Source organism: Microvirga medicaginis (assembly GCF_052658925.1).
This window is the reverse complement of sequence record NZ_JBQWEL010000006.1, coordinates 172,575-185,183: the sequence shown is the minus strand read 5'-3', so window position 1 is coordinate 185,183 and position 12,609 is coordinate 172,575. Positions and strand designations below refer to the sequence as shown.

11 protein-coding genes are annotated in these 12,609 nt (G+C 58.3%); 2 read left to right on the top strand and 9 right to left on the bottom strand.

Annotated elements, in window-relative coordinates; all coding sequences use genetic code 11:
• Positions 1 to 8 precede the first annotated feature (8 nt).
• Genes flgG through flgB form a run of 4 tightly spaced genes read right to left on the bottom strand, consistent with a single transcriptional unit; the run spans position 9 to position 1,950 of the window.
• A complete protein-coding gene (gene flgG / locus ACUXUR_RS10730) occupies positions 9 to 803 on the bottom strand; it encodes a flagellar basal-body rod protein FlgG (RefSeq protein ID WP_445502332.1) in 795 nt (264 codons plus the stop codon).
• 10 nt (positions 804 to 813) lie between these two features.
• Complete coding sequence (fliE, locus tag ACUXUR_RS10725; protein ID WP_445502331.1) at positions 814 to 1,146, bottom strand: flagellar hook-basal body complex protein FliE; 333 nt, start codon at positions 1,144 to 1,146, stop codon at positions 814 to 816.
• Between the two features lies 1 nt (position 1,147).
• The gene (flgC, locus tag ACUXUR_RS10720) at positions 1,148 to 1,564 is read right to left on the bottom strand and encodes a flagellar basal body rod protein FlgC (protein ID WP_445502378.1); all 417 of its coding nucleotides are present in this window, start codon (positions 1,562 to 1,564) and stop codon (positions 1,148 to 1,150) included.
• Positions 1,564 to 1,950: a flagellar basal body rod protein FlgB gene (flgB, locus tag ACUXUR_RS10715; protein WP_445502330.1), complete on the bottom strand. Its 387-nt coding sequence runs from the start codon at positions 1,948 to 1,950 to the stop codon at positions 1,564 to 1,566. Before flgB ends, flgC begins: the two co-directional genes overlap by 1 nt.
• Positions 1,951 to 2,423: 473 nt before the next feature.
• Here flgB and fixJ point away from each other — a divergent pair, with 473 nt between their 5' ends.
• Positions 2,424 to 3,044 carry a response regulator FixJ gene (gene fixJ / locus ACUXUR_RS10710; RefSeq protein ID WP_445502377.1) on the top strand — a complete coding sequence of 207 codons (621 nt, stop codon included), beginning with the start codon at positions 2,424 to 2,426 and terminating at the stop codon, positions 3,042 to 3,044.
• A 725-nt stretch (positions 3,045 to 3,769) separates the two neighbouring features.
• Positions 3,770 to 5,923 (top strand): heparinase II/III domain-containing protein, encoded by a 2,154-nt coding sequence (locus tag ACUXUR_RS10705; RefSeq protein ID WP_445502329.1) that lies wholly within the window; start codon positions 3,770 to 3,772, stop codon positions 5,921 to 5,923.
• Between the two features lie 124 nt (positions 5,924 to 6,047).
• Here ACUXUR_RS10705 and ACUXUR_RS10700 read toward each other — a convergent pair whose 3' ends face one another.
• The 5 genes from ACUXUR_RS10700 to ACUXUR_RS10680 are packed head-to-tail and all read right to left on the bottom strand — an operon-like array spanning position 6,048 to position 12,180.
• Entirely contained in the window at positions 6,048 to 6,746 is a 699-nt protein-coding gene (locus ACUXUR_RS10700) for a protein phosphatase CheZ (protein WP_445502328.1), read from the bottom strand.
• Positions 6,747 to 6,765: 19 nt separating this feature from the next.
• Positions 6,766 to 7,149: a response regulator gene (locus ACUXUR_RS10695; RefSeq protein WP_047187635.1), complete on the bottom strand. Its 384-nt coding sequence runs from the start codon at positions 7,147 to 7,149 to the stop codon at positions 6,766 to 6,768.
• A 49-nt stretch (positions 7,150 to 7,198) separates the two neighbouring features.
• Positions 7,199 to 7,690, bottom strand: coding sequence for a chemotaxis protein CheW (locus tag ACUXUR_RS10690; protein ID WP_445502376.1), 492 nt, complete (start codon positions 7,688 to 7,690; stop codon positions 7,199 to 7,201).
• A gap of 2 nt (positions 7,691 to 7,692) precedes the next feature.
• A complete protein-coding gene (locus tag ACUXUR_RS10685) occupies positions 7,693 to 10,482 on the bottom strand; it encodes a hybrid sensor histidine kinase/response regulator (RefSeq protein WP_445502327.1) in 2,790 nt (929 codons plus the stop codon).
• 60 nt (positions 10,483 to 10,542) lie between these two features.
• The gene (locus ACUXUR_RS10680; protein ID WP_445502326.1) at positions 10,543 to 12,180 is read right to left on the bottom strand and encodes a methyl-accepting chemotaxis protein; all 1,638 of its coding nucleotides are present in this window, start codon (positions 12,178 to 12,180) and stop codon (positions 10,543 to 10,545) included.
• Positions 12,181 to 12,609 lie beyond the last annotated feature (429 nt).

Below are 12,609 nucleotides of genomic sequence, written 5' to 3'. Positions count from 1 at the left end.
TTAATAACTCAGCGGATGCCCTTGGAAACGGTGCCGGCCATATCGTCGGCCGCCTGAATCACCTTGGAGTTCATCTCAAATGCGCGCTGTGCAGTGATGAGATTGGTAATCTCCTTGATCGCATCCACGTTCGACGCCTCGAGGTAGCCCTGGTGAATCTTTCCGTAACCCGGATCCGAAGGCGCTCCAGGGTTCGGAGCCCCGGATGCGAGTGTCTCACGGAACAGATTGTTTCCGATCGGCTCCAGCCCCGCATCATTGGCAAAGTTTGCGAGCATGATCTGGCCGATGTTTTGTGGCTGCGCCTGACCGGCGACCTTCGCGAAAACCTCACCCGACTCGTTGATGCTGACCTCGACGGCATCCGCTGGAACGAGGATCGGTCCGTTGGGATTGAGTGTATAACCATCGAGCGTGACGAGCTGCCCCGTTGCATCTTTATTGAAGGCGCCGGCGCGCGTATACAGAACGTCGCCGTTCGGCGCCCCCACCTGAAACCAGCCGCGTCCGTTCAACGCAAGATCGAACTGGTTCGACGTGGCGGTCAGGGACCCTTGGCGATGCAGATTGCGGATGGCCGCGGTACGCACGCCAAGGCCCAGCATGGCTCCTTCCGGAACCGGGCTCGCACCGGCCTGGTTGGGGACGGCCTGAGCACGCTCGGCTTGATAGAGAAGGTCCGAGAACTCCGCCCGGGCGCCTTTGAACGCCGTGGTGTTCACGTTTGAAATGTTGTTGGCGATGACTTCGACATTCAGCTGTTGAGCATTCATGCCGGTTGCAGCAATCGCAAGCGCTCTCATGGTGTTCCCCTTAAATCGCCATACGAGCGATTTCTTGATAGGCTGCGACCACCTTGTCGCGGATCGCAATCGCCGTCTGAAGTGTTTGCTCAGCAGCCATGACCGCCTCAGCGACCTGCTGAACCGACGCCTTTCCCTGGATGCCGGCGATCGAGGAGGCTTCACCCGTCTTCAGCGTATCGATGGCGGACGAGGCGACTTGAGCCATCGTGTCGACAAAGCTCACCTGAGAAACGCCGGCAGCCGTTGCTCCAGCAACGGATTTAACGGCTGCCGTCGGGGTGGAAGAAACAGCAACCGGCCGTTCAATCATTGAGGAGATCGAAGATGCTGCACTGATCATATCAGCCTCTCATCAGGTCGATTGTTGCGGAAATCAGGGCGCGCGCCTGCTTCATCATCTGCAGATTCGCCTGGTATGAGCGATTGGCCTCACGCATGTCGGCCATCTCGATCAGCATGTTCACGTTCGGCTTCTTGACCATGCCGTTCTCGTCCGCAGCAGGATTGCCGGGATCGTATTCGACAGGGAAAGGCGCGTCGTCCGTCCCGACCTCTTTCACCGCAACCGAGGAGGCGCCCAGAGCTCGGTCGAGCTCCGATCTGAAGGTAATCGTTTTTCGCGCATAGGGATCCGAGCCCGGCGTACGCCCTGTCGATTGCGCATTCGCGACGTTCTCAGAAATGACTCTCAAGCGCGCCGATTGTGCCTCCAGCCCCGAGCTCGAAAGTTTTGTTGATGCAATGAGAGGATCGATCATCATGCAGTCCTCACGCTAGACATCAGCATTCGGTGGAATGCCTTGACGATACTGGTGTTCAGTGAATGCTGCCGGTCGATTTCCCCGGCCTTGATGAGTTCCTGCTCCAGGCTGACGGAGTTCTTGGAATAGACGGTGTCCCAAGTGTCGGCCTTCTTCACCTTCGTCCCCTCGGGCCGCGTCGCATCCACGCCGATGTGGCCACCATTCGTGGCGACCATCGCCAGCTTGGTCTTGTCCAGAACATCGGCAAAGGGTTCGATGTCCCTCGCGCGGTATCCTGGCGTATTGGCATTCGCGATGTTCCCTGAGATCGTGGACTGACGCGCTGCAAGCCACTGCGCCTGCCGCGATGCCAAATCGAAGAGATAGACGGGTGACGTCACGGTGATCTCCAAGCACTCATGGTAAAGATGCATTTACCCATGCAACCTTGCATGAGGCTGACCTGACCGGTTCGGCACGTGGCAGGCGGAGGTGCGCCAGCCCTGAATTTCTCGGTGCTGAATGAACGGGGCACTACCGCTGAGAGAAAATCGGGAACCCGCTCATAAACGTTATATCGGCCAAATATGCCATCGAGTGGGACGTTCTAGCGATGCAATGCCGCATATCAGCCAATTGATTTTTACCCCAATGCGGGCATGAAGGATCCTAGTATTCAGCAGAAACGTCTAAGCCGGGGGGCAGCGCATGATGCACATCGACGCTTGGTGTCAGATCTTGAAGAAGCCGTTCAACCCGTCTACGACCTCGAATTGAAGCGGCATGGGTGCAGGCTCCTGGACAATCGGGCAGTCTGACCAGAGGCACTCTCTATCTTTCATCTTCGGATTTGCTGATCAGGAGAATATGCCCAATGTCGAGCGGGGCAATCGTTTATGTGGTGGATGATGATCTTGGTGTGCGCAAAGCGCTCTCCTTTTTGTTGGTCTCTGCCGGTTTGAACGTCCGCTTGTACGAGTCGGCGACCGCTTTCCTGAGAGAGGTGACGGATCCAGGCCAATGCTGCATTGTAACGGATGTCAGAATGCCGGGGATCGATGGGCTGGAATTTATCCGGCGCCTCAATGAGCGAGGCCTGAATGTGCCGGTCATCGTCATGACGGGGCACGCGGACATCCCTCTTGCCGTCGAAGCCATGAAGGCCGGCGCCATCGACTTTTTGGAAAAGCCGTTCCGCGAGGACCGTTTTCTTGAAGTCGTCCGCTTTGCACTCGTCTGCGATGAGAAAAGCGTTCGCCGGAGCCAGGAACTCCTCAGAACCCAGGCTCGTCTCCAATCCCTGACACAGCGCGAACGCCAAGTCCTTGACTGCCTGGTCGCGGGCAAGACCAATAAAGAGATTGCCCACGAACTCAACATCAGCATCCGGACGGTTGAGATTCATCGGTCCAATGTCATGGCCAAGATGGAGGCGCGAAGCCTGTCCGAGTTGATTCGGATGGCCCTGTTCATCGAGGCCACGGCGGGCAACTGACCGAGCATAGGAGGAACAGAGCCGGATCATTGATGAACCGGCTCGCGGGCTGCACCAGCATCAGCGTGAAAATTTCCCCTTAACGAGAGTGCCGCCTTATGCCCGCCGCCAGATGCATTCTTCCGATCCCGGCCGACAAGGATGCCGATGAGCTGTCTGGGGCTGACAGCTTTCGATACATTGTTTCGAACAACAACCGTTGGTCGCGCGTCACCCTGAATTTCGAGGACCTCGACAACGACAGCTGGTGCGAGCTGAGCTTTCAGCTCGATTGGAATCCGCAAGAAGAAAACCGGGCTGCCTACGATTTCGCGGCCGTTGGTTTCGATCTCCTCATGGAGGATGGGTCAAGTATCGATTTCGCCTATGTGCCTGGCCTAACAAGAAATCAGATTGATCCTCACTGCTGGTACATTGGCGGCCCGGATCACCACGGTCCTGCGCCGTCCGGTGAGATATCCTGTACGTTCTTTGTCCCCTCCCCCGCCAGGAAACTAGCTATATCTGTTCGGAGCTGGCGCAACTCCCATCCCTTTACCGTTCGCAATCCGAAGCTGTTTCAGGCTGCTCGTCCGGCTTCTTTGCAGGATCGTGGTGCGAACGAAACTGATCGGGCGCATCGGACGAGCGTCCATGGCTTGTTCAACGCTCGCCGAACATGGCGAACTCTCACCGCCGAGCCTGTCTGGTATCCATATGCAGTGCGTCCGGAACATCAACTCCTGGTGCGCGGACAGATCATCAATGAGAATCCGGGGGGCGAAGGAGCCCTGGCTCGCATCGTTTATCGCGACGCGAAAGGAGAGGAACTCCCCCCTCCCTATCCTGATACCGTGGTGGCGCCATCCATTGGAGCCTTCATCGACATTCCCATCTACCGACAGGCTCGGCGCTTTACGCTGGATCTGGTTCCTCCGCCGGGAGCGGCAAGCATCGAGATCGGCTTTCAGACCTCGCATGCTGAAGCCAGAATGGAGTTGGTCGGCCCGCTCGAAGTGTCCCTTGGAGACGAGCTTCTGCTCGAGAACATCTCAGGCGACGATCTGCCCGATGCCCGGACCTTCCTCTATCAAGCCTTGGCGAAGCTCGGTCTCGAGCTGCCTTTCGGAGGCTCTAAAGTCAACGCTGCCATCTTCAAGCAGCTTGTCGATCCTGAGGCTTTACGGTCTCCTTTCACATTCCATCACAAGCTCAAATCCGTGCAGTGGGGCGCACGCACGACCGTCAACGCGGGCGAGCTTGCACTCAGCAACTTCCCGCCATGGCGTCTTCCCGAGGCACCGAAATGGATGGAAGACCCATTCCAGTCCTTGGCATGGAGAATGGAGTTTCAGTCTCTCTCCTGGCTTATCGACCTTGCAAACGAGGCGGAAGCCGGAGGTCACACACGCGCAATCGATCTTGCGGTCTCATGGTCGCGAGCCAATCCCTGGGGACATGCTCAGGATCCGATCAGCGCTCACCCCTTGCCTCTGTCCGCTCGCACCGAAGCGCTGCTCACGCTCCTTTCCTTAAGCGTAAGATCGCAACAATCCGATGCCTTTGAAAAGAGCTTCACTCTCTTTTCCGAGGTCGTGCGCCATGCCTTCGCTCTGGTCCAGCTTGTGAGCCAGAATGTCTTTGCGCATTCGGTCGTTCATATTCACGCCGCCAGTGCTCTTCTCTCTGCAGCGCGTGCACTCCCCAAGTTCCCCTTGGCTTCTTACTGGAGCTCTGTTGCCCTCCCCCAAATTCAGGAGGGCTTTGATCGCCTGATCGACCACGAGGGCGGGTTTGTCGAACAGTCCCTGCATTTCCGTCTGGAGATTGTCTCGCTCGGGCTCATCCTCGCTCGCATGCTTGGCGAAATGCCGGAGACACGCGAGTTTCGCGAGGATCTGATCGCTCGCCTCAGGAAGGGGCTCCGAAGTGTCGTTTCCGCCACCGACCCATCCGGATCGCTTCCTCCCTTCGGCGATGCGCCGCAAGGATACCATCATGCATCATGGCTGCGACGGCTGCTGTCGGTTTACGGAACGACCTTGCTTTCGGATCAGGCACTTGCCACGGCGCTGTCGTATCCGACCGGGAAAAAGGTATTCTTCTTACCGCATGCGGGCCTGATCACGGCGCGCCATTACGAGCGGAATGCCCATTGGAGCTATTTCTGCACGTCATTGGCCGGCCATCACCCAGAACATGGCCATTCCGATTGCACCTCCTTCGTCTATTCCACCGGCGGTGCGAGTTGGATCGTCGACCCGAAAGGCTCGGACCTCTACGAGGCAGGATCGGCTCGCCAGTACCTTGTCTCTGCCAGAGCGCACAATCTTGCCATTCCCGATGACCGTGAGCCAACCGCCGGAACGGCTTGGATTGAAGCACATGAGCGGCTTGAAGGCGCCAACCTGTTCCAGATAGGCACGAATGTTCACGGTCATGACTATGATCATCGCCGCATCATCGTGTGCCTGGATAACCTGCACGCAATCGCCCTGTTCGATCATTTCACGACCCGGGCGAGACCCATTTCCTTCGAAGGCTTCCTGCACTTCGATCCCAAGGTCACTGCGGCCATTGCGAGTTCGCGGCTGGGGATCGGCTATCGTAAAGATGGCAGGCTGCAGATCATTCCGCATGTGCTCAAAGGCCAGTTCTCCGGCATGAGCATAGACAACGGCCGAAGCGATGGACCGACCGCGCTCCAGGGATTTGTGGCACAACCAACGGGAGGGCTGCAGCCAGCCAACGTCCTCCGCTATCGGTTCTCCGGTCACGGCACCGTCTGCGGTGGGGTCTTGCTTGCCACCAGTGAACGATCGGCAGGCGCTCTCGCAGATTTGCTGAAAGCGACGGCTGTCAAGGACCTGTTTCAGCGCCTGTGGACTGCAGCCTCTTAAATCTCGAGCCGGGCCCTTCAGAGCAACGGGAGCGCTTCGAGCGCGAGCTCCCTGCCGTCATTCCATCCATTGATGGAAGGTGGATGCCCAACTCAATCGGGCATCCACGTTCACAAGGCTGCACTCAGCCGAACAGAGCGTCAATGGCATCCTGTGAGGTGATGCCCTTGTCAGTGGAAAGCGCCGGCCCGTTGAGAAGCGCCTCGTCACCATCGCGCGCGACTTCCGCAGTCTCGACATCCTTGAAGCTCTCAAGTCCGCCCCAGATCTCGATCATCTCATGGACGCGCTCTTCGACGAACTTCATCGCATTCACGACCTTGCTGATGCGCTGACCGGTAATGTCCTGGAAGTTGCAGGCCTCGAAGATGCTGATGACCTGATCGGAGATTTCACGGGCGAATTCCTGGTCTCCGCCTGAAAGACGCGCAGACAGGTTGCCTGACAGCTCATCGATCCTTTCCGCAGCCGCCAGGATCGCATTGGTCGCAGTCTCGGTACCCAGCACAATGGCACCAAGCTCGTCCGTGACGCGATTGATTTCCTGCCCCTGGGCTCCAGCATAACGGAGCGTTGCGATCTCACGCTTGGTTCGCTCAATCGCCTCATAGATCGAGTCCAGCTCGACCTTGAGACGAAGAGCCTCCTGCATGTCCTTGCGATGCTCTTCGATGAGCGCTGCAGACAGCTCCTTTGCCGGCACGATAGCTTCCTTGATCGTCCCAAGCATGGACATGACTTCGTTATGACGATCGAGAGCTCCCTCGTCAGGAGGAGCTGAGGCCATATGAGCCTCGATACGATAGCTCTTACGTGGGTTCATGACTCTTACCGCGATGTGCCTATGCGCCGAACACAGCGCTGATCTTGGACCGAAGAGTTTCGGCGTTGAAGGGCTTAACAATGTAATTGTTGACCCCGGCCTTCTTTGCCGCGACGACGTTCTCAGTCTTTGCTTCGGCAGTCACCATGATGAAGGGCAGAGATCCCAGTTCGGCATCCGCGCGGACCTGCTGGAGCAGCTCATATCCCGTCATCGGGGCCATGTTCCAGTCGGAAATGACAAGTCCATACTTCTTGGATCTGAGCTTCTCCAACGCAGCCTGTCCGTCTGAAGCATCATCAACGTCGTTGAAGCCGATCTGCTTGAGCAGGTTCCGAAGAATTCTCACCATCGTCTGGTAGTCGTCGACGACAAGAACAGGGGTAGAAAGATCTAGGCTCACGGTTGCGTATCCTATTTAGTGTGATGAATGGATTTGATGAGAACGAAACTTATTGGACAGGATCCCGCTCGGCTCCAAAGGCAAGAACCGCATCCACGTCGAGGACGATCATCAGCTCTCCTTGGAGCTGATGCACCCCTTGGGACAGGCTCACCCAGCGGCGGTCCATGTGAACAGGGTTGGGCTGCATCTCGTCGGGATCGAGCTTGAGCACTTCCCCAACCTCGTCGACGAGCAGGCCATAGGCCTCACCCTGGTTTTCGAGGCCGACCGCCATCCGGCGCCCTGCCTTGCCCTCATCTTCGAGGCCCAAACGGCTGCGCAACGATACAGCCGTGACGACGCGTCCGCGAAGATTGAGCAATCCGGCAATTTCCGCCTGCGCCAATGGCACCTTGGTCATCTCGCTGACCACGAACACGTCATGGACGCGGCCAATGGGAAGGCCGAGCAACTGACGCGCCACGGTGACGGTGATGAACTCCATCTCCCGGGAGAAGTTTTTGGGTGTGCCGATGGCAACCGAATTCATGGCATTCATGGTCATGCAGCCTCCTCAAGGGATCCACTGAGTTCCGCCAGAGCAGACAACAATCCTCGACGGTCCACTTTCGAAACGACTTCCGTAATCTTGAAGCGTCTTGCCAAGGCAATCAGCTGAGGGTCAGGCCTTAGCGTCAGGCCGATGATGGGAATCGATCGGTACTGGGCATCAGCTCTCAGCGTTGCGATGAACGCAAACCCGGAATTCCCCGGCAGTTCAAGATCAGCCACGATGAAATTGGGCTGAGCGCCGCTGGAGAGGTAACGCGCTGCATCCTGTGCCGTCGCTGCCGTGTGCACACGATATCCCGATGCCTTGAGAACGGGCACCAGCATGTCGCGGAAGAAGTTCGACCCATCGACGAGGAGCAGAGATTTGCCCTGCTTGGCTCTCTGATCCGTGCGAGACCATGTCTCGAGAACCAGAGGCAGGTAATGGGCGATGTTGACGATCTCCGTGGTCTTGCCCCGCACGACAGCCGATCCCACGAGATCGGACCGTTCGGCCAGAAGCTCGACCTCGAGCCTGTCTTCGACGATGTCGACGATTTCGGCCACGGCGAGGCCCATCGATATCTCGCCATCCGAGAAGACCAGAAGGGACTGCAAGCCCTGCCGCTTGATCTCAAGATCTTCGTCACAGGAGACGATCGGCATCAGGCGGCCCCGGTATTGCACCACAGGTCGGCCGCTGGCGGACTCGATCGTCGATGCGTCGATCTCCTCGAGGCGGGTCACCAGGGACAACGGCACGGCCTTCAAGGAGTCCCCGCCTCCGCGGAAGACGAGGAGACTCGTCAGTTCCTCCGCAGCGGCAATCGCCTGCCCGAGTGCCGCATCGTTCTGGAACTCGTTGTTCTGCGCCCCTGATCCAACCATTCTTGCAAGACCATTCGGGTCGACGATCAGAACGACGGCACCATCACCGAGAATGGTGTTGCCGGAGAAGAGCTGAATGTGCCTCAGCTTGGACGACATCGGCTTGACCACGATTTCTTCCGTGTGGAAGACGCCGTCGACGAGGATGCCGAAACGCTGCTGCGCAACCTGAGTGACAACGACAAATCCGGTGTCCACGTCCTCGATATCAGAAAGACGCATCACTTTTGAAAGCGGAACAATCGGGAGCAAGCGATCACGCAGGCGCAAAATTGGCGTCCCGTTGATCCGCTCGATCGAGTGTTCCGACCCGGGCGACACCCTGACGAGTTCTGAGACCGCCACTTGCGGGATGGCAAACCTCTGGTCCTGCGACGAAACGATCAATGCTGCGACGATCGCCAGGGTGAGAGGAATTTTGATGGTGAACGTCGTGCCCCGGCCTGGCTCCGAGCGAATATCGACCGTGCCGCCGATCAGCTCGATATTCGTCTTCACCACATCCATGCCGACGCCGCGACCGGACACGGACGTCACCGCAGCGGCTGTCGAGAAACCTGGATGGAAGATGAATTTGCCGACCTGAGCGTCGCTCATACGCTCGATCTCGGATTCGCTGACGATCGCTCTCTCCACCGCCTTCCTTCGAATGGCGGCGTAGTTCAGGCCCTTGCCGTCATCGGAGATCTCGATCGTGATCGATCCACCTTCATGATAGGCATTGAGGCGGATGACACCTTTTTCCGGCTTTCCGGCGGCCCTGCGCTCGGCAGGGCTTTCGATCCCATGATCCGCAGAGTTGCGGACCATGTGGGTGAGAGGATCCTTGATGACCTCGAGCACCTGTCTGTCGAGTTCTGTATCGGCTCCCTGCATGACCAACTCGATCTGCTTCGAGAGCTCGTTCGAGAGATCGCGCACGACGCGGGGCAGTTTCTGCCATGCATTGCCGATAGGCTGCATGCGCGTCTTCATCACGCCGTCCTGCAACTCGGCCGTAACCTGCGAGAGGCGCTGCAGAGGCACCTTGTATCCGTAGTCTTCGGAATTGCGACGGGCGATCTCGAGCAGCTGGTTACGGGTCAAGACGAGCTCGGACACCATCGTCATGAGGTGCTCAAGCGTGTCGACATTGACGCGGATCGTCTGGACCTTGCCGGCCACACCTTCTCCACTCTCGCCATGCTCCGATGCTTCCGCGGCACCCTGAGCTTTCTGAGGCGGCTTGGCTTGTGCCGGGGGCGCAGCCGCAGCCGGCTTGGCGGACGCGATCTGATCCGGACCCGGAGTCTCCCGAAATGCACGTTCCAGTTCGTCGAGAGAAACTTCCCCGGGCTTCAGTGCTCTCTCCAGCACCTGGTAAACGAGAGTGCCGCTTGTTGCCTTACTGTCAGGTCCAGGAGCCTCCTGGAAAGCGCGCTCCAGCTCATCGAGAGACACCTCGCCGGGCTTCAACTCGCGCTCAAGCACCTGATGAACAAGAGTCCCCACTGTCTTTGGCTTGACGGGTGACGCCTCGGGCTCGGGCATGAAGGTCCCGACATTCGACATTCTGTCGAGGGCCTCGATCAGATCGTCATCGGCACCTTGGGGCTCGACGCCATGGCGCTCCAGCTCGCCCAGGATGTCTTTGATGCGATCGAGCGTCGTCAGAATCAGCGATACAGCCGAGGTCGTGACCGGCATTCCATCGCGGAACTTACCCATGAGGGTTTCTGCGGCATGGGCTAGCGCCTCAAGGCGCGGAAGTCCGAGGAACCCGCAAGTTCCCTTGATGGTATGCACAAGGCGGAAAATGTTGCTGAGGATCGCTTGGTTGTTCGGATCCTGCTCGAAACGAACCATCTCCACGTCGACCGTTTCAAGATGTTCGTTGGTCTCCGTAAGGAACTCAAGGAGGAGGTCGTCCATTGCCGTGTCTCTTCTCTCTTTGGAGTAACTGGTTAGCAGTCGACTGGTCGACGCCTCTCGCTAGGCAGCCTTGATACCGGACATGAAGGTGGAAACCTCCTGTCCAAGCCTTGACGTTTGGTGGGCAAGCTCACGGGCTACGCCAAGAAGCTGATTGGCTGCAGATCCCGTTTCACCAGCGCCCTGCTGCACCAGGACGATATTGCCCGTCACCTGCTCGGTCCCTCGGGCAGCTTCCTGAATATTGCGGGAGATCTCACCGGTCGCGGCTCCCTGCTCTTCCATGGCAGCTGCGATCATGGTCGAGATCCGGGACATTTCGGTAATTGTCCTTGCGACATTCTGAATGGCGTTCACCGATTGCTGCGTTGCTTCCTGGATAGCGGCGATCTGTGCCCCGATCTCTCCGGTCGCCTTGCTGGTCTGGCTTGCAAGGTCCTTCACTTCCATGGCAACCACCGCAAACCCCTTGCCAGCCTCACCGGCGCGGGCAGCTTCGATGGTCGCATTGAGCGCGAGCAGGTTCGTCTGGCTGGCGATCGAGTTGATCAGCTGGACAACGGTTCCAATCCGATCCGCGGCCAGCGCAAGCTCTTGAACCGTCTCATCCGTCTGCCGTGCCGCCTGCACGGCCTCATTGGCAATTCGCGACGAGTCGGCGGCTTGACTGGCAATCTCGCGGATCGAGATCGACAACTCCTCGGTGGCAGCGGCAACAGTCTGAACATTGGCCATCGTCTGCTGAGCCGCCGACGCCACGCCGACCGATTGATGGTTCGTTTGATCCGCAACCACGGACATGGACTGAGCCGAAGCTTCCATTTGAGAAACGGCACCCGAGAGAGACTGCGTCATGGCAGTCACATTGTGCTCGAACTGCCGGGTCAGCCCATCCAGAAGCTGGGCCCTCCGCGCCTTGGTGCTCATCTCCTGCAGGGCAGCCTCGTCAGCCTCGATCTTCGCGATCATGGCGGTTTTGAACGTCTGAACGGTCTTTGCCATCGTTCCAATTTCGTCGGCCCTCTCGGTTCCTGGAACCGCCGTCTTCGTATCGCCAGCCGCAAGCGCAGCCATCGCCGAGATCAAGGATCGAACGGGCAGGACAAGGCCGCGAGACAGGAACCAGGCAACCCCGATCAACACCACGATCATGAGAGCCGACCAGAGGGCTGCATTCAGGGCATTCGCCCAGAAGACCTCATCGATGTCGTCGGTATAGACGCCCGTGCAGATGATCCATTGCCAAGGACCAAAGTTGTAAGCATAGCCGATCTTGGGCACCGGCTTGTCCTGACCCAGACGCGGGAACTGATAGCTGACATAGCCGCCGCCCCGCCGCCCGGTCTCGACCAGCTCGGCATGCAGATAGACGCCATTCGCATCCTTTGTCCCTCGCAAGTCCTTTCCTTCAAGTTCCGGTTTGCTGCCGTGAACAATCATCCGGCCGGAGGAATCATAAGCAAAAAAGTACTCGTTGCCGCCATAGCGCATGCTTCGAAGCAGCGCCTTTGCGCGCTCCTGCGCCTCTTCCTTCGTCAGCCGCCCGGCTTCTGCCTGCTCGGCAAGGCCTTTCACGAGAGAGGCAGCGGCTTCCGCTTGGCTGAGGACGGATACCTTTCTCTCACGAACGATTGCGTTGTTCATGACGAAGAGCTGCGCAATGACCGCGAGCGCGCTGATGATGACAGCAACAGTCACAAGCAAACCAAGGCGGCGAGAGATCGTAAGAGACATAATGACAGACTAGAGTTGGACTTCAGCGTGATCGACCTTAGTGGCCTTGCCTTGCGTCAGGCTGGCTTCGCCGCAGGAAAGAGAGAGACTTTATGCGGGATAGGGCCCTCTAGGCTTTCAGGCCAAACGTCATCTCGCTTGCGGGGTGCTTTCAGCAACTATGGTGCTTGGTCCGAGCCTGCCAGATGGGCGATCGCATCAAGAGAACCTGGGGTTTAGGGGGATCGTGGCATCGCAGAGTCTTCTCATGCGCATTCCGGCCACTGAGCATCATCTTACGATTGTCCTCGCCGGGCGAACCGACGAGGACTTTTCCATAAGCCTGAAACCGGCTTTTCATAGCCGCCAGAGCCGGATGCCATCCGTTCGCTCCTGCGGCGGGGCCGTTACCCT